Source organism: Kitasatospora sp. NPDC093806 (genome assembly GCF_040683335.1).
In the GTDB taxonomy this organism is placed as follows: domain Bacteria; phylum Actinomycetota; class Actinomycetes; order Streptomycetales; family Streptomycetaceae; genus Kitasatospora.
In genome coordinates this window covers 1-24,682 of sequence record NZ_JBFBDO010000065.1, presented here as the reverse complement: position 1 = coordinate 24,682, position 24,682 = coordinate 1, and the positions used below count along the sequence as shown (strand labels likewise).

Genomic DNA, 24,682 nt, shown 5'->3' with positions numbered 1-24,682 from the left:
AAAGCTGAGTGCGTAGCATCACCCGCCGTTCCGCGACCTGTCAACAACGCGACGGGGCCGCTCGCGTCGGCCACCGGGAGGCCGGAGCCCGACGCGGGCGACCCCGAGGGTCAGAGCGGCAGTTCGCCCGATCCGCGCGGGACCAGGCGGGTGGGGATCTCCAGGCACTGGACCTGGGCCCGCTCGCCGCGCAGGCGCCGGAAGAGGAGTTCGGCGGCCATCCGGCCCATCAGCGCGGGGTCCTGGGCGACCACGGTGACCGGCACGGGCAGCATGTCGGCGAGTTCGAAGTCGTCGAAGCCGACCAGGGCCGGCCTCTCGGGTCGGGTGGCCAGACTGCGGAGCACGGCGACCGTGGTCCGGTTGTTGCCGCACATCAGCGCGGTCACCGGCTCCGGCCCGGACAGCATGCGGTCGAGGGCGAGGTGGATTCCCACCGGCTCGGGCCTGCCCATGGCGACCCAGGGCTCGGCGATCTCGTAGCCTTCGTGTGCCATTGCCTGCCGGTAGCCGGCGAGGCGTTCGGCGGCGGTGAAGATCGCGGGGTTGTCGCCGAGGTAGCCGATCCGCCGGTGGCCCTGCCGGATCAGGTGGCCGACCCCGTCCGCGACGCCTCGGCGGTTGGCGGTCAGGACGGTGTCCACGGTGAGGCCGGTCACCGGGCGGTCGACGCCGACCACGGCGGTGCCCGCGGCCAGTTCGGGGGCGAGGAATCCGTGGTCGGCCGCGGTCGGCACGACGATCAGGCCGTCCACCCGGCGGGCGCAGAAGTCGAGGGCCAGCTCCCGTTCGCGGGCCGGGTCCTCGGCGGAGGAGCCGGTGAGCAGCAGTGACCCGTGGGAGCGGGCCACGTCCTCGACCGCCCGGCTGAGCTGCGAGTAGAACGGGTCGGCGAGGTCCTCCAGGATCAGCCCGACACTGCCGGTACGGCTGCCCTGGCGGAGCAGCCGGGCGCCGTCGTTGCGGCGGAAGCCCAGTTCCTCGATCGCGCCGCGAACCCGGGCAGTGGTGGCCTCGCTCACGCCGGACTCACCGTTGACGACGCGCGACACCGTCTTGAGCCCCACACCCGCGGCAGCGGCCACGTCCTTCATTGTCGGCCGTGCGGGGATGTCGGGTCCTCGCTGCTCCGCCTTGTCCGGCAACACTTCAACCGCCCCTTCTGGCGCCTTGCCCGTTCTGTGATCCTACTGACTGCGCCGACACGTAGATAACGTTGTCAACACGGCCCCGCATCATCTGGGGTCATGGCAGGCCGGGTTCGCCGGCGCCGCGCCGGCCTGACTGCCAGTCCTTCGCCAGCGTCAAAGAGCCCGATGAGCTGCTGATCTACCCGTTCGGCGGGCTGCTGCCACTGCATGAGAGGCGGGATCACTAGGCGCCATCGCAGGGGGGTGGTTGTCAACCGACCCCTTGACATGAGGTTCCGTGCGTGAGTTCAATCCCTCAACGCCGACAACGTTATCAAGCCAAGGTGTTCGGCCGGCCCGGGTCGGCGGCGGCGCGGTGAGGTGTCCGGCGCCGAACCGGGAGGCCGGCCCGTTCGGGGCTCACGGTGCCATCGGTCCCGCGAGATGGGCCGGCCTCCCGCGGGGAGCCGGTCCCCGCGGAACGACGCAAGGAGGAACGGTGTCAAAGCCACTGCCGGAAGCGCGCGATGCGGTCGAACAGTCCGGCCGCGTGCAGGCGTTGCAGGGGGCCGATTTCACGGCCTGCCCGGGTGAGGTGGTCTCGCGCGACGACTCCCGCACGACCGGGGGTCACGCCGAGAGCCCTGCCGCACCACTCGGCGGGACGCCATCGTCGGGCAGGTAGCCGCGCAACCACTTCTCGGTGTGGGCGGCATGAGCGGCGGCCGCCGTGGCCGCGGCGACCGGGTCCCGGTTGGCGATGGCTTCGGCGATCACGCGGTGGTCGTCGTCGCTGGTGCGCTTGATCAGGGCGCCTTCGGGGAGGTCGTAGACCTGGTAGTCGTGACTGCGGGGGCGGAAGACCTCGAGCATGGCCTCGATGGCGGGGTTGCCGCCGGCCTTGGCGATCTCGGCGTGAAACCGCCGGTTGGGGGCGAAGGTCTCGGCCGGGTCGTTGGTGGCCTCCATCTCCTCGATGCAGTCGTAGAGAGTCCGGATGCCCGATTCGGTCATCCGGGCGGCAGCCTGGGCGGCGGCGTGCGACTCCAGGACGCGCCGGATCTCGTACAACTCCAGCAGGCCGGTCAGCGGCAGCAGGTCGACGGTGAGCGAGAGGCTCCCGATGATGTCCTCCGACCGCAGCCGGGAGACGTACGTCCCGGAACCGTGGCGCGGCTCGACGACGCGCAGGGCGGCGAGCATGCGGATCGCCTCGCGCAGTGACCCGCGGGAGACGTCGAGCTCGTCACAGAGCTCGGGTTCGGGCGGCATGCGCTGCCCGGCGACCAGCCGCCCAGTGGCGATCATGTGCCGAAGGCCGCGGAGGGCCCGGTCGACTGCGGACACTGTGCTGCCCCTTCCGGTGGAGTGCCCTCACCCTACCGAGCCAGCTGACCTCGCTATCTCTCTAGAGGTCGACGAAGTCATCAGATGACATGACTTACAGCGACCTCCTTCCTCTGTGTCACTTTCGATGAATCCCCAAGGTAGTAGGGAGAAATAAGCTCCCAGCTCTTGCCGCCCCCAGGACCGCATGTGACCATTCCCCGCAAGTCATCGGATGACTCTTGGACGATGATCGATGATTTCGAAATGGAGGCCCCTCGTGAACCGCGCGCCGCGCCCTCTGCTCCTCCCCGACGGACGTCCTGCCGCGCAGGCATGGACTCTGGACCCGGCGATGAAGCACCTCAACCACGGATCCTTCGGGGCCGTCCCGCTGGCGGCTCAGCAGGAACAGCAGCGGCTCCGCGCCGAGATGGACCGGGCGCCGGTGGTGTGGTTCCCGGCGCTGCCGGGGCGGGTGGCCGGGGCGCGGGCGGCCATCGCCGACTTCCTCCGGGTCGACGTGCGCAACCTGGCGCTGGTCCCCAACGCCAGCGGCGGGGCCAGCGTCGTCTACGGCAGCCTCCCGGCGCGGCGCGGCGGCGAAGTCGTGGTGACCGACCATGGTTACGGCGCGGTGACCATGGGCGCCGAGCGGCTGGCGCGCCGCTGGGGCGGCAGCGTCCGCACCGCTCGCGTGCCGCTGGACGCCACCGCGGCGCAGGCCGCCGAGGCGGTGCTGGCGCAGCTCACCGACCGGACCGGGCTGATCGTCCTGGACCACATCACCTCCCCCACCGCGCGCTGGATGCCGGTGCAGGAGGTCGGTGCGGCTGCCAGGGAGCGCGGCATCCCACTGCTGATCGACGGGGCGCACGTGCCCGGGCTGGCCGAAGACCCCCTGGCCGGGCTGGAGTTCGACGTCTGGATCGGCAACCTGCACAAGTTCGGATGCGCCCCGCGAGGCGCCGCCGCGCTGGTCGCCGGCAGCGGACTGCGCGACGAGCTCTACCCGTTGATCGATTCCTGGGCCGCCCGGGAGCCGTTCCCGCAGCGTTTCGACAACCAGGGCACCCTCGACGTCACCGGCTACCTGGCGGCACCCGCCGCACTGGACTTCATCCGGCAGACCTGGGGCTGGGAGACCGCTCGCGGGTATCTGCGCGAGCTGGCCGACTACGCCGAGGAGACCATCGGAGCGGCGATGGCACAGCTCACCGGCGAGCGCGCCGCCGTCGACGTCGGGATGCCGGTGAACGCCCTGCGGCTGGTGCGGCTCCCCGCAGGGCTGGCGGACACCCGTGAGGACGCCGACGCCCTGCGCGACCGGGTCGCGGCCGAGTTCGGCGTCGAGGCGGCGTTCACCAGCTTCGACGGCATCGGCTACTTCCGGCTGTCGACCCACGTGTACAACACGCCCGCCGATTTCGAGTACTTCGCGGAGCGCTGTGTCCCGGCGCTCGGCGACTGGGCTCTCAAGGCCCGATCAGCACGCTAGCGAGTCCCTCTCGCGAAACTCCCCCCGGATGCGTCCGGCGCATCGACCCCCACGAAAGAAGACGGCGATGAGAACCAGAAACACGGCAGTCGGCCTCGCGGTGGCCACGGCATTGGCACTGAGCGCCTGCGCCGGCGGCGGCGGCGCAGCGGGCGGCAAGAACGGGAAGGTGCACATCTCGATGGTCGAAAGCCTGACCAACCCGAGCCGCACCGCCGTGCTCAAGGGGCTGATCGGCCAGTTCGAGGCGCGGAACCCGACGATCAAGGTCGACCTGATCTCGCCGCCGACCGATCAGGCGGACCAGAAAATCCAGCAGATGCTGCAGTCCGGCACCGGCATCGACGCCCTCGAAGTCCGTGACACCACCGTCGGCACGTTCGCCACCAACGGCTGGCTGTACGACATGGGGCCGGAGCTGAAGGGCTGGAGCGGCTGGGCCGACCTGACGGAGAACGCCACGAGGTACTCCAAGGACTCCAAGGGCCGTACCTTCTACATCCCTTACGGTTTCTACGGCCTGACCCTCTACTACCGCACCGACCTGACGGCCAAGGCCGGCTTCGGCGCGCCGCCCGCAAGCTGGGACGACCTGCTCGCCCAGGCCTCGGCCGTCCAGAATCCGGACCTGCGCCAGTACGGCTACGCGTTCCGGGGCGGCAAGGGCGGCAGCAACCACGCGGTGGCGGCGATCGAGGCGTACGTGGCCGACAAGATCGACCGGGACAACGCCTACAGGCTGACCGACGGGCGCACCATCTTCGCGGCGCCCGAGGCGCTGGACGCCATGAACACCTATCTCAAGCTGTTCCAGCAGGCCTCACCGTCTTCCTCGGTCGCCTGGGGCTTCCCGGAGATGGTGCAGGGCTTCACCAACGGCTCCACCGCCTTCCTGCTCCAGGACCCGGAGGTGATCGCCACCGTGAAACAGTCGAAGGCGATCAACACCGACCAGTGGAACACGGCTCCCCTGCTGACCGGCCCCGGCGGGAAGGCCTGCCAGCCGGTCGGGAGCGCGGGCTGGGGAACGGCGTCGAGCAGCAAGCACAAGGACGAGACCGCCAAGCTCATCGAGTTCCTCGCCGAGGGCGACGCTTCCGCCACGTTCACCAAGGAGAACGGCCTGGTGCCGGTCGTCAAGAGCGCGGCCGCCGACCCCTTCTACAAGACCGGGCCCTGGGCCAGCTACCTGGCGATGAACCAGAGCCCGGACAAGTACCTCACCGTCATCCAGCCGCGCTCGGTGGCCTGGTGGTCGGAGTGGAGCCAGAAGGCCGACGCCGACCTCCAGCGGGTGCTGCTCGGCAAGGTCGGCGCCAAGGACCTGCTCGCCGACTGGGACGCGTACTGGACCGCGAAGTGGAAGAACCAGCCGAGCCAGTAGCAGCCCGAATCACATCAGGAAGGCGGGAAATGACACTGTCACCCCCCGAGCACACGGAGCGCCCCGCCAACACGGGGGGCGCTCCGCGCGCCACACGCACCGCCCCCGGCGGCCACACCTCGCGCAAGCGGGTGTTCAACGTCCGCCGTGGACTCACCATCGCAGGCTTCCTCGCGCCGGCCGTACTGGCCGTCACGACCTTCGTCTACTACCCGATGATCACCGGCAGCCAGATGGCCTTCCGGCACTGGAACCTCAACGACCTGACCGACACCTCGTGGATCGGTCTGGACAACTTCCGGGACATCTTCGCCGACCCTGCATGGGGCACCGTGCTGAGCAACACGGTCTTCTGGGTCGTCGCCTCGATCGTGCCGCAGTTCCTGATCGGCTTCGCGATCGCGCTGTGGCTCAGACGCCGGTTCCGCCTGCGCGGGCTGTACCAGGCGCTCATCTTCTTCCCGTGGGCGATCTCCGGCTTCCTGATCGGCATCCTGTTCCGCTGGATGTTCAACGGCGAGTTCGGTGTCGTCAACGACCTGCTGCAGAAGGCGGGCCTGATCGACCAGCCGATCCCGTGGCTGGCCGACCCGGAGACGGCGATGACCGCCGTGGTCGTCGCCAACGTCTGGTACGGCGTCACGTTCTTCGCGATCATGATCCTGGCCGCGCTGCAGTCCGTGCCGGACGAGCTCTACGAGGCGGCGGCCCTCGACGGGGCCGGCCGGGTCCGCACGCTGTTCAACGTCACCATCCCCTCGATCCGCGGGACGCTCAGCCTCACCGTGCTGCTCCGCGTCATCTGGATCTTCAACTTCCCGGACCTGATCTTCGGCATGACCGGCGGCGGGCCCGCGAACCAGACCCACATCGTGACGACGTGGATGATCTCCATCGCCCAGCAGGGCAACTACGGCGAGGCCTCCGCGCTCGGCCTCATCGTGATGGCGACGCTGTTCGCCTTCTCGCTCTTCTACCTCACGGCCACGCGCGAGCGGAAAGGATCCACCTCATGATCAACAAGCCCTCCGCCGCCGGCCGCGCCGCCCGCTTCGCCTTCCTGGGAACCTGGCTGGTGATCACGCTGTTCCCGCTCTACTGGATCGTCGTGACCTCCCTGAAGAGCCCCGGGGCGATCTTCAGCTTCCCGATCTCCTACTGGCCGGACCACATCTCGTTCGAGAACTACACCGGCCTGTTCTCCCAGGCCAAGTTCGGCACGTACCTGGTCAACAGCCTGATCTGCGCCGCCGCCGCCAGCGCGACGGCCACCGGCATCGCGATACTCTCGGCCTACGTGCTGGCCCGCTTCGAGTTCCGCGGCAAGGGCGCGACGATGATGGCAGCCCTGGTCACGCAGATGATCCCGTCCTTCATCGCGCTCGGCCCGCTCTACCTGCTGATGACCGACCTCGGCCTGGTCGACAACCGTCTCGGGCTCACCCTGGTCTACACAGCGATCTGCATTCCCTTCTGCACCGTGATGCTCCGCGGCTTCTTCGAGAACGTCCCGGACGCCCTGGAGGAGGCGGCCATGATCGACGGCTGCTCGCGGTTCGGGGCGCTGTTCCGGGTCCTGCTCCCGGTGATGCGGCCAGGCATCGTCGCCGCGTTCATCTTCAACTTCGTGAACTGCTGGAACGAGCTGTTCCTGTCCGTCACCTTGATGAACAGCGATGCCAAGAAGACCGTCCCCACCGGGCTGAACGACTTCATCTCCAGCTTCAACATCGACTGGGGTTCGATGTCCGCCGCTGCCGTGCTGACGATCGCGCCGACCATGGTGCTGTTCGCGTTCGCGAGCCGGTACATCGTCCAGGGGCTCACTTCGGGAGCGGTCAAGGGTTGACGGGCCCGCCCTGCGGGTGCCGGAGATCGTCGCCGCAGCGCAGTCGCTCTCTCCACCGACACCGGCTCCGACGGCAACCAGGTCACGGGGCGCGTGCTGACGGCAGCCGGGTGTACGGGTCCTGCCCGGGTGGTCGTCCGGAGCGACCGGAGTCCCCGTCCACCGTGCTTCCACAGCCCGGTCAGGCGATGCCCATCCGCGTCACCTCTCCCCAAGGACCGCCACAAGGCCTACCTCGCATGCGGGGCCCGATGGGCCACGATGAGCCGGCGATACCAGGCGTATGAGGCCCTGGGGGTTCGGCGTTGGGTCTCGAAGTCGACGTGGACGAGGCCGAAGCGTTGGTGGTAGCCCTCGGCCCATTCGAAGTTGTCGAGGAGGGACCAGGTGTAGTAGCCGCGGACGTCGATGCCCTGGGTGGTGGCGGTGGCGAGGGCGTCGAGGTGGGTGGCGAGGTAGGTGATGCGGGCGGGGTCGTCGAGGGGTTCGGGGGTGGAGCAGCCGTTCTCGGTGATGGTGAGGGGTGGGAGGGCGGTGCCGTAGGTGTCGCGGAGGTGGAGGAGGAGGGTGGTGAGGGCTTCGGGGACGACGGGCCAGCCGAAGGTGGTGTGGGGGACGTCGGGGATGTCGACGAGGTCGAAGGGGAGGGCGGGGTCGGTGGGGGCGGCGACGCGGGTGGGGTTGTAGAAGTTGACGCCGAGGCCGTCGAGGCCGGGGGTGTGGATGAGGTCGAGGTCGCCGGGGTGGACGGCGCCGTAGATGTCGTCGGGGACGCCGAGGGGGGTGAGGTCGGGGTAGCGGCCGAGGAGGACGGGGTCGGTGAAGAGGCGGTTGTGGAGGGTGTCGTAGGCGTGGGCGGCGGCGAGGTCGGCGGGGGTGGGGGTGGCCGGGTGGACGGGGGTGAGGTTGTTGGAGAGCAGGACGTCCAGGCCGCGGTCGTGGAGGAGGGTGGCGGCCAGGCCGTGGGCGAGGAGTTGGTGGTGGGCGGCCGGGAGGGCCTCGAACATCAGGGCGCGGCCGGGGGCATGGATGCCGAGGGCGTAGCCGAAGACGGTGTGGACGAAGGGCTCGTTGAGGGTGATCCAGGCGGGGACGCGGTCGCCGAGGCGGTCGGCGGCGAGGGCGGCGTAGTCGGCGAAGCGGTGGGCGGTGTCGCGGTTCAGCCAGCCGCCGCGGTCTTCGAGGGCCTGCGGGAGGTCCCAGTGGAAGAGGGTGGGGAGGGGGGTGATGCCGGCGGCGAGCAGGGCGTCGACCAGGCGGTCGTAGAAGGCGAGGCCGGCGGGGTTGGCGGGGCCCGTGCCGGTGGGCTGGACGCGGGGCCAGGCGAGGGAGAAGCGGTAGCCGTCGAGGCCGAGGTCCTTCATCAGGGCGATGTCCTCGGGCCAGCGGTGGTAGTGGTCGCAGGCCACGGCGCCGGTGTGGCCGTCGCGGACGGCGCCGGGGCGGGCGCAGAAGGTGTCCCAGACGGAGGGGCCGCGGCCGTCCTCGTCGACGGCGCCCTCGATCTGGTAGGCGGCGGTGGCGACACCCCAGCGGAACCCCGCCGGCAGGTCGAAGCGGTCCGGCATGGCAGCCCCTTGAGGAGAGTGCGGGAGGAGAAGTGCGGGAGGAGAAGTGGGAGACGAGAATGTGAGGAGTGCTCATGTTAGTGGGGGCGGGTCGAAACGTCAGCGGAAGAGCGGGGGTCGGTGGCCTCATCGAATCCTCAGCTTCGCTGCGGAAGACTCGGCTGTCGTGGCGCGCGGCCCTGCCCCCCGGGGGTCGCGCGCCGGTTCCGTCCCGAGGGTCCCGAGGAGCGGATCCCCTGCCCCGTCGAGAGAGCCGCAGATGTCCGCACATCGAGCCGACGCCGTCCTGCCCGCCGCCTTCCAGCCGCTCACCGGCGACGATCCGGCCGCGGTCGGCGGGTACCGGCTGTTCGCGCGGCTGGGAGCGGGCGGCATGGGGCGGGTCTACCTCTCGTACACCCGGGGCGGTCGGCCGGTGGCCCTCAAGGTGGTCCGGCCCGAGCTGGCGGAGGACCCCGACTTCCGGCAGCGCTTCGCCGGGGAGGTCGCCAACGCGCGCCTGATCCACGGGCTCTACACCGCCCAGGTGGTCGACGCCGGCGTGGACGACGCCCTGCCCTGGCTCGCCACCGCCTACGTCCCCGGCCCCTCGCTGCACCAAGTGGTCAACCACGGCGGGCCGTTGGCCGAACCGACCGTCCTGCTGCTGGTGGCCGGGATCGCCGAAGCGCTCCAGGCGATCCACGCCGCCGGCGTCGTACACCGGGACCTCAAGCCCGCCAACGTCCTGATCGCCGCCGACGGCCCGCGCGTGATCGACTTCGGCATCGCCCGGGCCGCCGACGCCCTCGCCCTCACCGGCACCGGACTGCGCATCGGCTCCCCCGGCTTCATGGCCCCGGAACAGGCCCAGGGCCGGGCGGCTACGCCCGCCAGCGACGTCTTCGCGCTCGGCGCCCTGGCCGCGTACGCCGCAGGCGGCACCCCGGTGTTCGGGGACGGTCCGGCCGCCAGCGCCCTGTACCGGGTGATCCACGACGAGGCCGACCTCGGCACCGTGCCCGCCTCGCTGCGCGCCCTGATCGAGCGGTGCCTCGCCAAGCGGCCCGAGGACCGTCCGACCGCCGCCCAGGTGCTCGAAGCCGTGCACGCCCACCCGGCCCTCGTCGGGGACCTCCGCTTCGCCGAGGGCTGGCTGCCCGCGCGGGTGAGCGCCGAGATCGCGCAGCGCAGCGACCTGCCGCGGGCGCCGTCCGAGGCGCAGACGGCGCTTCTCCCAGCTGCGGTGGTGCCGACGCCCGGCGAGACGCGGTTGGACTTCTGGGCGCCGACCGCCGAGGCGCCTGGTGCGCGTGACGACCACGAGGACCGCACCGACCGCGACAGGCGTGCGGGGCACCGGGGTTCGCGCCGGCGGACCGCCGTGATCGCCGCCGTCGCGCTCGTCCTCGGCGCGGTCGGCACCTTCCTCGTCCTCCGGCACACCTCGGGCCAGGCCGTCCCGATCGACGCCGACGACCCGGCGACGATCGCGGCCGCGACCGAACCGGACGCCCCCTCCGCCGCCGTCCCGCCGCCGACCGGCGCTCCCGTCTACACCTCCGTCTCCTCCGGCACCACCCTCCTCTCCCCCGACCACAACTACGCGTTCGACCTCCGGCAGGGCCGGGTCGTGCCGGAGGAGACGGCGTCCTGGTTCGTCGCCCGGACGTCGAGCGAGTTCCTCGTCACCGAGGGCAGCGACGCGTACGTCGGCGCGGACGACCGGCTGGGGACCGGCGAGTGCCTCAAGGGCCTGGGCAGCCGGCCCGCCAGCCGGCTCGACTTCGCCTCCCTCCGCGGCCGCGCCTTCTGCGTCCGCGGGAGCGACGAGGGCGAACTGGCCGTCGTCCGGCTGCTGTCGGCGGCCTCGGGCAACGGACCGGTCAAGGTCTCGGTCGACTACTACCGCCGGACGGGTGGCTGACGGGACGCCTGAACAGCAACCCTGGCCGTTCAGGACTTCCGGCGGACCGGGACGCGCAGGACGAAGCGGGCGCCGCCGCGGGCGCTGGCGGTGACGGTGAGCGAGCCGCCGTGCGCGTGGGCCACCCAGGCGGCGATGGACAGGCCGAGGCCGCTCGATCCGGAGCCACTGCGGAAGCGTTCGAAGAGCGAACGGACCCGGTCCGGCGGGATGCCGGGCCCGGCGTCGTCGACGGCGACCGTGCCGTCCGCGGTCACGGTGACCTCGATGTCGGCGGGTTCGCCGGGGGCGTGGCCGTGGGCGAGCGCGTTGTCGAGCAGGTTGCCGACGGCCCGGCGCAGCAGCACGGCGTCGGCGAGCACCACCACCGGCTCGGTCCGGACGGTCACCCGGTGGCCCAGGGCGGAGGCCGGAGCAGCGGCGGGGACGTCGGAAGCGGCGGCCTCGACGAGTTGGTCGAGGCGGAGCGGTTCGAGGTCGAGTTCGACCACCCCGGCCATCAGCCGGGCACGGGTGAGCAGCCCGTCGACCAGGTCGCCCATCCGGGTCGACAGGCGCAGCGTGCGTTCCAGGACCTCGGTGGGGTCGGCCTCGCCGCGCAGCCCGGTCTCGGCGAGCAGGCGCAGCGAGGCGGCCGGGGTGCGGAGGTCGTGGGCGGCGTCGGCGAGGAAGGCTTCCTGCTGGTCGAGGGCGGCGAGCGCGGGGCGGACGGCTCGCCCGGCGAGCAGCCGGCCGGACAGCGCCGACAGGGCGATCAGGGCCGCGCAGGCGGCCACGACCACCAGGGTCAGCCGGTCGTGGGCGGCCTCGTCCTGGGAGACGTCCGCGGCCACGACGATCACGCCCTCGGTCGTCTCGGGATCCGACGGGTCGCCGAAGGGCTGGGCGAACAGTCGCACCGGGCGGCCGTCGTCGGCGTGCGCGGTGGCGCGGGCGGAGTCGGAGCCGGCGGCGGCCCGGGCGACCGCCTGGAGCGGGCCGAGCGGCACGAGGACGCAGGCCCGGTGCGGCCGGGCGGTGACGGTCAGCCGCTCCGGGGGGCCGGTCAGCAGGGTCACGGCCGGGCAGTCGTAGCCGCCTTCCCTGGGGTCCGGGAACTCCAGCTCGCCGTCCTCCCCGGTGCTCAGTGCGGCGACGGTCTCCCGGGCCCGGGCGTTGAGCTCGGTGTCGACCTTGCCGCGCCAGGCGTCGTCGTCGGCCCGGACGGTCAGGACGGCCATGCCGATCAGGGCGACGGCGCTGGTGAGGGCGAACAGCAGGGTGATCCGCAGGCGCAGCCGACGGATCCGCCCGGCGGGGGTCGGCGGTCTCACTGCGTCCCCACCAGGTCCGGCGTCCTCACGGGGTGCGGCGTCCTCACGGCGTCGACTCCAGCCGGTAGCCGACGCCCCGGACGGTGTGCACCACCGGCGGGTCGCCGAGCTTGCGGCGCAGCTGGGAGACGAGCACCTCGACGACGTTGGAGTTGGGCTCGGTCAGTTCGTCCCAGCAGCTCTCGATCAGGTCGGCCCGGCGCACCGCCTCACCGGGGCGGGCGGCCAGCATCTCCAGGACCGCGAACTCCTTGACGGTGAGCGACAGCAGCACGCCGTCGCGGTGCACCGTGCGGCGGGCGGTGTCGACCTCCAGGGTGCCGCAGCGGTGGACCGGGGACCGGGGGACCTCGGCCCGGCGGCACAGGCTGCGTACCCGGGCGACCAGTTCCGGGACGGCGAACGGCTTGACCAGGTAGTCGTCCCCGCCGGTGGCGAAGCCCTCGACCCGGTCGGCGACGGTGTCGCGGGCGGTGAGGAACAGCACGGGGACGGTCCGCCCGTCCCGCCGCATCCGCTGCACGTACTCGGCGGAGTCCCCGGAGGGCAGCATGCGGTCGAAGACCACGCAGCTGTACTCGGTCACGAACAGCGCCTCGTCGGCGGCGGGCAGATCGGCCGCCACGTCGACCGCCAGACCGCCCCCGCGCAGCGCCGCCGCGACGGCGAACCGCAGATCCTCATCGTCCTCGACCACCAGTACACGCACAGCGGGCATGGTATCCACCCCTTCGCCCCGCTCTGTCGGGCGCACCCCGGCGGCACCGGCCACGCGGCCGGCCCGGTGCGGTGCGGTGCCGTGCGGTGCCGGTGCCGCGCGGTAAGTCGACGAGGCGCCCTCCCGTGGGGGATGGGGAGAGCGCCGTCGTCCACACCCACAGCTTCGCCGAACCAACCTGAGGATTCGATGAGGCGACGGTGAACCGTCACTCTGCGGTCCCCGTTCGTGACAGAGTATGAACTCCTGCATGCACGACGAGGGCGAGTACCGGAGGTTCCCGGTGACGGACGAGACGACGCCGCAGTACCGCAGTTACGCCTGGGACGACGACCAGGGGGTCCGCTACGCGGTCATCTACCCGAGCGAGCGGGAGCCGGACGAGGAGGACAAGGCCCGCCTGCGCGCGATGGCCGCCCGGATGGCGGCCGAGGAGGCGGAGCGGGAAGCGGCGAAGGAAACGGCGGAGGATACGGCCGAGGAACCGGGCGGCGGCACCCGGCCCGCCCTGCGCCTCATCCGAGGCGGGGGCACGCCCTGAACGGCGACGAGGGCCCGGTGGGGAGTCCACGGGGCCCTCGGTCGCGGGTGGCCCGGTCCGGGCCTCGGGTCATCTGGGGGTCAGGCCGTCCAGGACCGCGTCCACCAGTTCCTGCGGGTCGAGGTCGGAGAAGCCTGAGTCCGGTGAGTCCGCTCCGGCGGAGCGGAAGGAGCGGATCAGGACCGGGCCGAGCAGCATGTCCATCGCGAGGTTGAGGTTGGCCCCCGGGCGGACCTCGCCTTCCGCCACCCCCCGGCGCAGCACCTGGAGCACGATCTCCCGGCGGGGCCGGATCGCCTGGTCCATGTACTCCCGGTAGAGCGCCGGGTGGCTGTCGGCGACCCCGAACAGCCGTGGCACCAACCGGATGTAGCGCGGGTCGTCGTGCATCTGCCGCATTCCGCCGACGCACTCGATCAGCGCCCCGCGCAGGTCCCGCGCCGCCGGCGACCCCGGCATCTCGCCCCGGAGCGAGATGATCGCGGCCACCAGCAGCTCGTCCTTGTTCTTCCACCGCCGGTAGATGGTCGTCTTGGCGACGGCGGCCCGGGCGGCGACGGTCTCCACGGAGAGACCGTCCGGTCCGACCTCGGCGAGCAGGGACAGGGTGGCATCCAGGATCGCCCGCTCGGCCTCCTCACTGCGAGGCCGGCCCGCGCGGGCGCCGGTGGTTCGTTTGGCCGGCGCCTTCTTCTGGATGCTGGGTGGGTTGCGGATGGCGGAGCCTCCTAATCGATGTCGAGCGAGTGCTTCGGCATCACCAACACCACCACCGCCGCGCCGATCAGTGCGAATCCGCCCGCGGCGATCGACGTGATGTGCATCGCCGAGATGAAGGCGTCCTGTGCCTTCTCGAACAGCGCGTGCAGGTTGGCGAGCGCCGACTGGGGGACGCTACCCGACTGTACCTGCGCGACCAGCTTTTCGGCCTCGGCTCCGGTGCCGACGATCGATTCGGCCGCGTTGTGCCGGGCCGCCTCGGGGAAGACGCCCTTGACCGCGTCCGTCATGTCGCCCCGGTAGCCGGCGGCGAGCACCGAGCCGAGCGCGGCGATGCCGAGCGCGCCCGCCATCTGACGGACGGTGTTGTTCACCGCTGAGCCGGCGCCGGATTTGGCGAGCGGGACGGCCTTCATGGCGAGCGCGGTCGCCGGGGCGAAGACGTTGCCCATGCCGGCGCCGAACAGCAGGCTGATCACCAGCAGGTACCAGACCGAGGTGTCCTGCTCGACGATCACCCAGCCGACCAGGGACAGGCCCATCAGGGCGAGTCCGCTGGCGACGGTGCCGCGGTAGCCGTACTTCTCGGCCAGGCCCGCGCTCAGGCCGGCGGCGATCATCATGCCGATGGCGACCGGCAGCGCGAACAGACCGGCCTTCAGGGCGTCGTAGCCGCGCGCCGCCTGCCAGTAGTAGGCCATGTAGACCAGGCCGCCCATGAGCGAGAACGAGGTGACCGACAGGGCGAGGGTGCCGCTGGAGAACTCGCGGTTGCGGAACAGGGTCAGGTCCAGCGCGGGCGAGGAGCTGCGCTTCTGGAGCCAGACGAAGAGCAGCAGGACGGCGGCGCCGGCCAGGGTCGGGACGAGCACGGCGGCGGAGGTCCACTCGTTGGTCTCGCCGCCCTTGATGATGCCGTAGACCACGCCGACCACGCCGGCGGTGCTGAGCAGCACGCCGAGCGGGTCCAGCCGGCTGGGCTTCGGGTCGCGGGACTCGGGGACCACCAGCAGCACGGCGACCACGCCGATGATGATGACCGGGATGTTCACCATGAACAGCGAGCCCCACCAGAACCACTTGAGCAGCAGGCCGCCGCTGATCGGGCCGATGGCGATGGCGATGCCGGAGAACGAGGACCAGATCGCGATGGCCTTGCCGCGCTCCTCGTCCGGGAAGACGTTCTGGATGATCGAGAGCGTCTGCGGCTGGACCATCGCCGCGCCCAGGCCCATCCCGGCGCGGGCCAGGACCAGCGGGAGCGGCTCGGTCACCAGGGCCGCGACCACCGAGGTCAGGCCGAACACCACGAGGCCGAGCACCAGGACGAGCTTGCGGCCGAAGCGGTCGCCGAGGACGCCGGAGGTGAACATCAGACCGGCGAAGATCAGGATGTAGGAGTCGAGCACCCACTCCATCTCGCTCTGCGTGGCGTTCAGGTCGTGCTGGATGGTGCGGAGGCCGACGTTGAGGATCGTGTTGTCGATGAGGATCACCAGCAGGCTGGTGACGAGCACGCCGAGGATCAGCCAACGGCGTGGATGCCCGGCCTCGGGCTGGACTTGGGGAAGCGCGGTCTGCGTCATGGCCCAGAACTGTAGGGGATTTCGATACGCAACGGGAGCGTATCGCTATCCAGGTGGAGTGTGACCCTCGTCACACTTTTCGGTACTGACGCCGGCATCGGAACGCGACGGCCCGCGGTCGCGTTCCGGGCCTCCGGAATTCACCCGGCGTCCACCTTCGCCCGATTCCCTGAAATGAACTCGGCAATCACCGGTATCACCGCCGGCGCGTGGTCGTTGAGGAAGAAATGGCCACCGGTGAAGGTGCGCCGGGAGAAACCACCGGTGGTGTGCCCGGCCCAGGCCTCGGCCTCGTCCGCGGTCACCTGTGGATCGGTGTCCCCGGTGAGCACCAGAATGGGGCTGCGCACGGAATCCGCGCCGGGCCGGGAACGATAGGTCTCGGCGGCCTTGTAGTCGCTGCGGACGGACGGCAGAATCATCCGCAGGATTTCCGGATCCCGCAGCATCCGGGGATCCGTCCCGCTCAACCGCTCCAGGTCCCGCACCAGCGCGCGCTCGTCCAGCAGGTGGACGAACTCGTCGCGCGGACGGGACGGCGCGCGCCGGCCGGAGGCGACCACACCGTCCACCGCGACGCCCTCCGCCTCCAGCCGGACGGCCACCTCGAAGGCGAGCGAGGCGCCCAGGCTGTGGCCGAACAGGGTGAACGGCCGGTCCGCCCACGGGTGCAGCGCCGCCACCACCTGATCGGCGAGTTCGTGCAGGTCCTCGACGCAGCGCTCGGCGGAACGGTCCTGCCGGCCGGGGTACTGCACGGCCAGGACGTCCACCGACTCGGGCATCGCCCGGGCCACCGGGAGGAAGTACCCGGCCGAGCCGCCGGCGTACGGGAGGCAGACCAGTTGCGAGGGCGCCTCGGGGGCCGGCCGGAACCGCCGGACCCACTGACTGCTCCGGTCACCCGGTGCCGACCCGTGCATTCGCATTCCCCTTCCTACGCGCGTTGACCTCCGCCGGACATTCAACCGGCGGTGATACCCCCGGGCCAGCCCGGCCACCCCCCTCATGCGCCCCGGGCACCCCTAGCGGGGAATAGGGGGGTCCGCCAGGGGTTGAGCGCCGAATAGCGGCCCAGCTAGGGTCGGCGCCATATAGCCCGCCATATCGCCCGCCATTCGCTCCGCCGGATAACCGGGCACCCGGACCGCACGTTTCCCGCACCATTTCCCCGGTGCATTTACCGGTGCGGCCGACACCTCCGCCGCACCGGCCGACCGCGCCGCACCAGCCCTTTCCGCCGCACCAGCCGCCCGCATTCCGCCGCCCGCTCTCCAGCCGAGGAGAAAGACGTCCGCATGACCACGAACGAGGAAAAGCTCCGGGAATACCTCAGGCGGACCACCACGGCCCTGCACCAGACCCAGCAGCGGCTGAACGCCCTCACCGACCGGGAGCAGGAGCCGATCGCGATCGTCGCCATGAGCTGCCGCTACCCGGGCGGGGTCGCCTCCCCGGAGGAGCTGTGGCGGCTGGTCGCCGACGGCACCGACGCGATCGGCGACTTCCCGGCCGACCGCGGCTGGCCGGTCGAGGATCTCTACGACCCGGACCCGCGCGCGATCGGCCGGACCTACTCGACCCGGGGCGGATTCCTCTACGACGCGGCCGAGTTCGACGCCGGCTTCTTCGGCCTGCCGCCCCGGGAGGCGGTCGCGATCGACCCGCAGCAGCGGCTGCTGCTGGAGACCTCCTGGGAGGCCTTCGAGCGGGCCGGGATCGTGCCGGACTCGCTGCGCGGCGAGCAGGTGGGCGTCTTCACCGGCGTGATGTACCAGGACTACGCCTGGCGCCTGCGGCCCACGCCGAAGGAGGTCGAGGGCATGGTCGGCATCGGCAGCGCGGCCAGCGTCGCCTCCGGCCGGCTCGCCTACACCTACGGCTTCGAGGGCCCGGCGATCACCGTCGACACCGCCTGCTCCTCCTCCCTGGTGACGCTCCACCTCGCGGCGCAGTCGCTGCGGCGCGGCGAGTGCACGCTCGCGCTGGCCGGCGGGGCGACCGTGATGGCCACCCCCGGCGTGTTCGTGGAGTTCAGCCGCCAGCGCGGGCTGGCCCCCGACGGCCGGTCCAAGGCCTTCGCCGAGGCCGCCGACGGCACCGGCTGGTCCGAGGGCGTCGGCCTGCTGCTGCTCGAACGGCTGTCGGACGCGCGGGCCAACGGGCATCCGGTGCTCGCGCTGGTGCGCGGCTGCGCGGTCAACCAGGACGGCGCCAGCAACGGCCTGACCGCGCCCAACGGGCCGGCGCAGGAGCGGGTGATCCGGCAGGCGCTGGCCCAGGCCGGACTCGCCCCCTCGGACGTCGACGCGGTCGAGGCGCACGGCACCGGCACCGCCCTGGGCGACCCGATCGAGGCCCAGGCGCTGCTCTCGGTGTACGGGCAGGAGCGCGAACGGCCGCTCTACCTGGGCTCGTTGAAGTCAAATCTGGGCCACACCCAGGCGGCGGCGGGCGTCGGCGGCGTGATCAAGACGGTGCTGGCCCTGCGGCACGGCGTGCTGCCGAAGACGCTGCACGTGGACGAGCCGTCCCGGCACGTGGACTGGGCCTCGGGCGCGGTGGAGCTGCTCACCGAGCAGCGGGAGTGGCCGCGGGTCGACCGCCCGCGCCGAGCCGGCGTCTCCTCCTTCGGCATCAGCGGCACCAACGCGCACGTGATCCTGGAGCAGGCCGCCGAGCCGGAGCAGGAGGACCGCGACGGGTCGGCCGACCGGACGGCGGCCGCCCCGGGCCCGCTGCCCTGGGTGCTCTCCGCCCGCGGCCCGCGGGCGCTGCGCGGGCAGGCCGAGCGCCTGTGGACCTTCCTGGCCGACCGGCCCGAGGCCCCGCTCGACTCCCTCGCCACCGCCCTGCTGACCGGCCGGACCGGCTTCGAGCACCGCGCCGTCGTCCTCGGCCGCGGCCGGGAGGACCTGCTGGCGGGCCTGGCCGCGCTGGCCGCCGGCGAGGCCAACCCGGCCGTGGTGCAGGGCCGTTCGGCCGGCGGACCGCTCGCCGTGCTGTTCACCGGCCAGGGCGCGCAGCGGCCCGGCATGGGCCGCGAGCTGTACGCGGCCTTCCCGGTCTTCGCCGAGGCCTTCGACGCGGTCCGCGCCGAGCTGGACCCGCTGCTGGACCTGCCGGCCGGCCGCTCGCTGCGCGAGCTGTGCTTCGACCCCGCCTCGGCCGAGCTGGACCGGACCGAGTTCACCCAGCCGGCCCTGTTCGCCGTCGAGGTCGCGCTGTACCGCCTGCTGGAGTCCTTCGGCGTCCGCCCGGACCACCTGATCGGCCACTCGATCGGCGAACTGGCCGCCGCGCACGTCGCGGGCGTGTTCGACCTCGCCGACGCCGCCCGGCTGGTCGCCGCCCGCGGCCGGCTGATGCAGGCCCTCCCCGAGGGCGGCGCCATGGTGGCCGTCGAGGCGGGCGAGGAGGAGGTGCTCGCGGCGCTGGCCGGCTACGGCGAGCGGGCCTGCGTCGCCGCCGTCAACGGCCCCGCCGCCACCGTCCTGTCCGGCGACGAGGACGCGGTCACCGAGGTCGCCGCGGCGCTCGCCGCCGCCGGCCGCCGCACCAAGCGGCTGCGGGTCAGCCACGCCTTCCACTCCGCGCACATGGACCCGATACTGGCCGAGTTCGCCGCCGTCGCCGAGGGCGTCCGCTACCGCGAGCCGGACCTCCCGGTGATCTCCGGCGTCACCGGCGCGCCCGCCGAGCCCGGCCGGCTCACCGACCCCAAGTACTGGGTGCAGCAGGTCCGCGAGGCGGTCCGGTTCGCCGACGGCGTCGCCGCGCTGCGGGCGGCCGGCGTCACCGTCTTCCTGGAGGCCGGACCGGACGCGGTGCTGACCGCGATGGCCCGGGCCACCCTGGCCGAGGACGGCGCCGCCGTCGGCGTGCTGCCCGCGCAGCGCCGCGACCGGGAGGAGCCCGCCGCACTGCTCACCGCCCTGGCCGGGCTGCACGTCGCCGGCCACCCGGTGGACCTGGCCCCGGCGCTGCCCGTGCCCGCGCTTCCCGGCAGCCTGCGCGCCGGTGACCTGCCGAGCTACGCCTTCCAGCGCGAGCGGTACTGGCTGGAGGACCCGGGGGCCCGGCCCGGCGCGGCCGACCCGGACTCCCCCGAGGGCCGGTTCTGGCAGGCCGTCGCCGCGGGCGACACCGAGCGCCTGCTCGGCCTGCTGGACGCCGCCCCCGAGCACCGGGAGGCGCTCGACCGGGTGCTCCCGCTGCTCGCCGGCTGGCGGCTGCGCCAGGAGCCGGCCGCCGGGGCGGCGGAGCCCGCGGCCGAGCCCGCCGAGGAGGCCGCGGCCACCCTGCTGGACCGGCTGCGCGGCCTGGCCCCGGACGAACTCACCGAGGAGCTCTGCCGGTTCGTCCGGCACGAGGGCGCGGTCGCGCTCGGCTTCGCCTCCGCCGAGGCCGTCGCCGCCGACGCGGACTTCCTCGACCTCGGCTTCACCTCGCTGTCCGCCGTCGACTTCGGCACCCGGCTGCGCGAGGAGACCGGCCTGGAACTGTCCCTGAGCGCCGTCTACGAGTACCCGACACCGGTCGAGCTGGCCGAGTTCCTGGCCGCCGAACTGCTCGCCACCGTCCCTGAACTGCTCTCCTGAAGCTGGATTGGGTGTATGTCTAAGCGTGCCACTCACACAGACCCGGTGACCGACCAGCCGAGCGGGCCGGCGCCCGAGCCGGTGGCGGTCGTCGGCCTCGCCTGCCGCCTGCCGCAGGCCCCCGGTCCGGACGCGTTCTGGCAGCTGCTGCGCGAGGGGCGGGACGCCGTCACCGAGGCCCCGGACGGCCGCTGGTCCGGTCCCGACGGCCCGCGCACCGACTGGCGGCGCGGCGGGTTCCTGGACTCCGTCGAGGAGTTCGACGCCGCGTTCTTCGGGATCTCCCCGCGCGAGGCGACCGCCATGGACCCGCACCAGCGCCTCGCCCTGGAGCTCGGCTGGCAGGCCCTGGAGGACGCCGGCCTCGCCCCCGACCGGCTCGCCGGCGCCCGGGCGGGCGTCTTCCTCGGCGTCATCACCGACGACTACGCGGGCCTCACCGCGCAGCTCGGCCCCGAGGCCGTCACCCCGCACACCATGACCGGGCTGCACCGCAGCATCATCGCCAACCGGCTCTCCTACGTGCTCGGCCTGCGCGGCCCCAGCCTGACCGTGGACACCGGCCAGTCCTCCTCGCTGGTCTCCGTCCACCTGGCCTGCGAGAGCCTGCGCAGCGGGGAGTCCGCCGTCGCGCTGGCCGGCGGCGTCAACCTCAACCTGCTGCCGGAGACCACCGAGCGGATCGGGGCCTTCGGCGCCCTCTCCCCCGACGGCCGCTGCCACACCTTCGACGCCCGGGCCAACGGCTACGTGCGCGGCGAGGGCGGCGGCGTGCTGGTGCTGAAGCTGCTCTCGCAGGCCCTCGCCGACGGCGACCCGGTGCGCTGCGTGCTGCTCGGCAGCGCCGTCAACAACGACGGCGGCGGCGCCACCCTGACCGCGCCGGACCGCCGGGCCCAGGAGGAGGTCGTCCGGCTCGCCCACCGGCACGCCGGGGTGCGCGCCGCCGACGTCCAGTACGTCGAACTGCACGGCACCGGCACCCCGGTCGGCGACCCGATCGAGGCGGCGGCGCTCGGCGGGGCCGTCGGCACCGCCGAGGGGCGGCAGCGGCCGCTGGTGGTCGGCTCGGTGAAGACCAACGTCGGGCACCTGGAGGGCGCGGCGGGCATCACCGGCCTGCTCAAGGTGGTGCTGAGCGTCCAGCACCGGGAGCTGCCCGGCACCCTGAACCACGAGACGCCCAACCCGGAGATCCCGCTCGACGCGCTCAACCTGGAGGTCCGCACCGCCCTCGGCCCCTGGCCGCAGCAGGAGCGGCCGCTGCTGGCCGGCGTCTCCGCGTTCGGCATGGGCGGCACCAACTGCCACGTGGTGGTGGGCGAATGGGACGGGCGGCGGCCCGCCGAGGACCTCCCCGCCCCGGCCGGACCGGCCCTGCTCACCGCCGCCGCGCCCGTCCCCTGGCCGCTCTCCGGCAGCGGCCGGGCCGGGCTGCGCGCCCAGGCGGAGCAGCTGGCCGCGTTCGCCGCCGACCGCCCCGCGCTCACCCCCGCCGACCTCGGCCGCTCGCTCGCGCTCACCCGGGCGGCGCTCGACGAGCGCGCCGTCGTGCTCGCCGCCGACCGGGCGCAGGGCCTGGCCGGGCTGACCGCGCTCGCCCGCCGCGAACCCGGCGCGGGCGTCGTCACCGGCCGGGCCGACCTCACCGGCAAGGCCGTCTTCGTCTTCCCCGGCCAGGGCGCCCAGTGGCACGGCATGGCCGCGCAACTGCTGGAGACCTCACCGGTGTTCGCCGACCGGCTGGCCGAGTGCGACGTGGCGCTGCGCGAGTTCGTCGACCGCTCGGTGCTCGCCGTGGTGCGCGGCGACGAGGGCCCGGAGGCGCTGGAGGACGTGGTCCTGGTCCAGTGCGCGCTGTGGGCCGTGATGGTCGCGCTGGCCGCGATGTGGCGGGCGGCCGGGGTGGAGCCCGCCGCCGTGGTCGGCCACAGCCAGGGCGAGATCGCCGCCGCCACCGTCGCCGGGGCGCTCAGCGTCCGGGACGGCGCGCGGGTGGTCGCGCTGCGGGCCCGGGCGATCAAGGAGCGGCTGTCCGGCCTCGGCGGCATGGTCTCGCTGGCGCTGCCCGCCGAGCAGGCGGTGGCCCGGCTGGCCCCGTGGAGCGAGCGGATCTCGCTGGCCTCCGTCAACGGCACCTCCTCCAGCGTGGTCTCCGGCGAGCCGGCGGCGCTGGACGAGCTGATCGCCGCCTGCGAGGCCGACGGCGTCCGAGCGCGTCGGGTGGCCGTCGACTACGCCTCGCACGGCGCCCAGGTCGAGCTCGTCCGCGCGGAGGTGATCGAGGCGCTGGCCGGCATCGAGCCGCGCACCGGCGAGATCCCGTTCTACTCCTCGGTCACCGCCGAGCTCACCGACACCGCCGGCCTGGACGCCGAGTACTGGTACACCAACCTGCGCCGCACCGTCCGGTTCGCCGACACCGTGCAGGCGCTGGTCGCCGACGGGCACGCGTTCTTCGTCGAGTGCAGCGCGCACCCGGTGCTGACCCTCGCCGTCCAGGAGAGCCTGGAGGCGGCGGGCGCCACGGCCGTCGCGCTGGGCACGCTGCGCCGCGGCGAGGGCGGGCCGGACCGCTGGCTCACGGCGCTCGCCGAGGGGTACGTGCGCGGACTGCCGGTGGACTGGGCCGCGGTGCTCGCCCCGTTCGGCGGCGAGCGGACCGCGCTGCCGACGTACGCGTTCCAGCGGCAGCGGTACTGGCTGGATGGCACCCCCGCCGTCGTGGCCGCAACGGCGCGGCCGGCCGGGAGCGCCCTCACGGAGGCTGCCGCCCTCACGGAGGCCGCCGGCTCGGACGCCGCCGGCTCGGCGCTGCGGGAGGAGCTGGAGCCGCTGGACGAGGCCGCCCGGACGGCCGCCTGCCTGCGGCTGGTCCTCGCGCACACCGCCGCCGCGCTCGGCCACCCCGCGCCGGAGGCCGTCGAGGCCGACCGGACCTTCAAGGACCAGGGCGTCGACTCCCACCTGTCGGTGCGGATCCGCAACGCGCTCGGCGCCGAGTGCGAACTGGCGCTGCCCACCACCGTGCTGTTCGACCACCCGACGCCGGCCGCGCTGGCCCAGCACCTGCGGCAGGCGGTGTTCGGCACCGCAGCCGCCGTCGCCACCCGCGCGGCGGCCGCCGTCGACGACAGCGACGACCCGATCGCGATCGTCGGCATGGCCTGCCGCTACCCCGGCGGGGTCTCCTCCCCCGCCGAGCTGTGGCGGCTGGTCGCCGAGGGCCGGGAGGGGATCACAGGCTTCCCCGAGGACCGCGGCTGGGACCTGGAGGCGCTCTACCACCCGGACCCCGAGCACTCCGGCACCAGCTACGTCACCCGGGGCGGCTTCCTGCACGACGCCGGACGGTTCGACGCCGGGTTCTTCGGCATCTCGCCGCGCGAGGCGGCGGCGACCGACCCGCAGCAGCGGCTGCTGCTGGAGACCTCCTGGGAGGCCGTCGAGCAGGCGGGCATCGACCCGGCCGCGCTGCGCGGCTCCCGGACCGGGGTGTTCGCGGGCGTGATGGCCCCGGACTACGGCCCGCGGCTGCACGAGGCGACCGAGGGTTCCGAGGGCTACCTGCTGACCGGGATGGCCGGCAGCGTGGTCTCCGGCCGGATCGCCTACTCCTTCGGTTTCGAAGGCCCGGCCGTGACGGTCGACACCGCCTGCTCGTCCTCGCTGGTCGCCCTGCACCTGGCCGGGCAGTCGCTGCGGTCCGGCGAGTGCGACCTGGCGTTGGCGGGCGGCGTGACGGTGATGGCCACGCCCGGCATGTTCCTGGAGTTCAGCCGGCAGCGCGGACTGGCGGCCGACGGCCGCTGCAAGGCGTTCTCGGCGACGGCCGACGGTACCGGCTGGTCGGAGGGCGTGGGCGTGCTGGTGCTGGAGCGGCTGTCCGCCGCCCGGGCCAACGGGCACCGGGTCCTGGCGCTCGTCCGGGGCTCGGCGATCAACCAGGACGGCGCCAGCAACGGTCTGACCGCGCCCAACGGCCGCTCGCAGGAGCGGGTGATCCGCGAGGCGCTGGCCACGGCCGGGCTCACCGGGGCGGACGTGGACGCCGTCGAGGCGCACGGCACCGGCACCGCGCTCGGCGACCCGATCGAGGCCGGGGCGATCCTGGCGACGTACGGGCAGCAGCGTTCGGCCGAACGACCGCTGCTGCTGGGCTCGTTGAAGTCGAACATCGGGCACGCGCAGGCGGCGGCGGGTGTCGGCGGCGTGATCAAGATGGTGATGGCGATGCGGCACGGTGTGCTGCCGCGGACCCTGAACGTCGAGGAGCCGACGCCGCACGTGGACTGGTCGGCGGGCGCGGTGGAGCTGCTCACCGAGCAGCGGGACTGGCCGTCGGCCGGGCGGCCCCGCCGGGCGGGGGTCTCCTCGTTCGGGATCAGCGGCACCAACGCGCATGTGATCGTCGAGCAGGCCGCCGAGCCGACCGCTGAGGAGACCGCCGAGGAGACCGAGGCGCCGGCGAGCGTGGGCGGACCGCTGCCGTGGGTGGTCTCCGCCCGGACGGCGGACGGGCTGCGGGCGCAGGCCGCCCGG

At 73.1% G+C, this 24,682-nt stretch carries 16 protein-coding genes; 8 read left to right on the top strand and 8 right to left on the bottom strand.

The features are described from left to right. Positions 1-110: 110 nt before the first annotated feature. Both AB0N76_RS26190 and AB0N76_RS26185 read right to left on the bottom strand, forming a co-directional pair. Positions 111-1,094, bottom strand: a complete 984-nt coding sequence (locus AB0N76_RS26190) for a LacI family DNA-binding transcriptional regulator (protein ID WP_363560936.1) — start codon at positions 1,092-1,094, stop codon at positions 111-113. A gap of 666 nt (positions 1,095-1,760) precedes the next feature. Continuing rightward, positions 1,761-2,477 (bottom strand): FCD domain-containing protein, encoded by a 717-nt coding sequence (locus AB0N76_RS26185; protein WP_363560934.1) that lies wholly within the window; start codon positions 2,475-2,477, stop codon positions 1,761-1,763. A gap of 235 nt (positions 2,478-2,712) precedes the next feature. Here AB0N76_RS26185 and AB0N76_RS26180 point away from each other — a divergent pair, with 235 nt between their 5' ends. The 4 genes from AB0N76_RS26180 to AB0N76_RS26165 all read left to right on the top strand — a co-directional run bounded on the left by AB0N76_RS26180 (position 2,713) and on the right by AB0N76_RS26165 (position 7,187). Then, a complete protein-coding gene (locus AB0N76_RS26180; protein ID WP_363560932.1) occupies positions 2,713-3,954 on the top strand; it encodes an aminotransferase class V-fold PLP-dependent enzyme in 1,242 nt (413 codons plus the stop codon). Positions 3,955-4,021: 67 nt separating this feature from the next. Next, positions 4,022-5,338 (top strand): sugar ABC transporter substrate-binding protein, encoded by a 1,317-nt coding sequence (locus tag AB0N76_RS26175; RefSeq protein WP_363560930.1) that lies wholly within the window; start codon positions 4,022-4,024, stop codon positions 5,336-5,338. 29 nt (positions 5,339-5,367) lie between these two features. Beyond that, positions 5,368-6,354 (top strand): sugar ABC transporter permease, encoded by a 987-nt coding sequence (locus AB0N76_RS26170; RefSeq protein ID WP_363560928.1) that lies wholly within the window; start codon positions 5,368-5,370, stop codon positions 6,352-6,354. Continuing rightward, complete coding sequence (locus AB0N76_RS26165; protein WP_363560926.1) at positions 6,351-7,187, top strand: carbohydrate ABC transporter permease; 837 nt, start codon at positions 6,351-6,353, stop codon at positions 7,185-7,187. Before AB0N76_RS26170 ends, AB0N76_RS26165 begins: the two co-directional genes overlap by 4 nt. Before the next feature lie 230 nt (positions 7,188-7,417). Here AB0N76_RS26165 and AB0N76_RS26160 read toward each other — a convergent pair whose 3' ends face one another. Continuing rightward, positions 7,418-8,755, bottom strand: a complete 1,338-nt coding sequence (locus AB0N76_RS26160) for a GH1 family beta-glucosidase (RefSeq protein WP_363560924.1) — start codon at positions 8,753-8,755, stop codon at positions 7,418-7,420. Between the two features lie 259 nt (positions 8,756-9,014). Here AB0N76_RS26160 and AB0N76_RS26155 point away from each other — a divergent pair, with 259 nt between their 5' ends. Beyond that, the gene (locus AB0N76_RS26155; RefSeq protein ID WP_363560922.1) at positions 9,015-10,661 is read left to right on the top strand and encodes a serine/threonine-protein kinase; all 1,647 of its coding nucleotides are present in this window, start codon (positions 9,015-9,017) and stop codon (positions 10,659-10,661) included. A 29-nt stretch (positions 10,662-10,690) separates the two neighbouring features. Here the strand turns inward: AB0N76_RS26155 and AB0N76_RS26150 are convergent, their stop codons facing one another. Beyond that, a complete protein-coding gene (locus AB0N76_RS26150) occupies positions 10,691-11,974 on the bottom strand; it encodes a HAMP domain-containing sensor histidine kinase (RefSeq protein WP_363560920.1) in 1,284 nt (427 codons plus the stop codon). Positions 11,975-12,017: 43 nt separating this feature from the next. Further along, the gene (locus tag AB0N76_RS26145; RefSeq protein WP_363560918.1) at positions 12,018-12,692 is read right to left on the bottom strand and encodes a response regulator transcription factor; all 675 of its coding nucleotides are present in this window, start codon (positions 12,690-12,692) and stop codon (positions 12,018-12,020) included. Between the two features lie 250 nt (positions 12,693-12,942). On the opposite strand from AB0N76_RS26145, the gene AB0N76_RS26140 reads away from it, so the two are divergent. Then, a complete protein-coding gene (locus AB0N76_RS26140; RefSeq protein WP_363560916.1) occupies positions 12,943-13,233 on the top strand; it encodes a hypothetical protein in 291 nt (96 codons plus the stop codon). Positions 13,234-13,302: 69 nt separating this feature from the next. Here AB0N76_RS26140 and AB0N76_RS26135 read toward each other — a convergent pair whose 3' ends face one another. From AB0N76_RS26135 to AB0N76_RS26125, 3 genes are all read right to left on the bottom strand, one after another. Beyond that, positions 13,303-13,800 (bottom strand): TetR/AcrR family transcriptional regulator, encoded by a 498-nt coding sequence (locus AB0N76_RS26135; RefSeq protein WP_363560915.1) that lies wholly within the window; start codon positions 13,798-13,800, stop codon positions 13,303-13,305. Between the two features lie 161 nt (positions 13,801-13,961). Further along, positions 13,962-15,539 (bottom strand): MFS transporter, encoded by a 1,578-nt coding sequence (locus tag AB0N76_RS26130; RefSeq protein WP_363560913.1) that lies wholly within the window; start codon positions 15,537-15,539, stop codon positions 13,962-13,964. 140 nt (positions 15,540-15,679) lie between these two features. Then, complete coding sequence (locus tag AB0N76_RS26125) at positions 15,680-16,468, bottom strand: alpha/beta fold hydrolase (protein ID WP_363560911.1); 789 nt, start codon at positions 16,466-16,468, stop codon at positions 15,680-15,682. Positions 16,469-16,837: 369 nt separating this feature from the next. Between AB0N76_RS26125 and AB0N76_RS26120 the strand changes: the two genes are divergently transcribed. Both AB0N76_RS26120 and AB0N76_RS26115 read left to right on the top strand, forming a co-directional pair. After that, positions 16,838-20,140 (top strand): beta-ketoacyl synthase N-terminal-like domain-containing protein, encoded by a 3,303-nt coding sequence (locus tag AB0N76_RS26120; protein ID WP_363560909.1) that lies wholly within the window; start codon positions 16,838-16,840, stop codon positions 20,138-20,140. 45 nt (positions 20,141-20,185) lie between these two features. Then, positions 20,186-24,682 (top strand): beta-ketoacyl synthase N-terminal-like domain-containing protein (locus tag AB0N76_RS26115; RefSeq protein WP_363560907.1); only part of this gene is annotated, 4,497 nt, incomplete at its 3' end.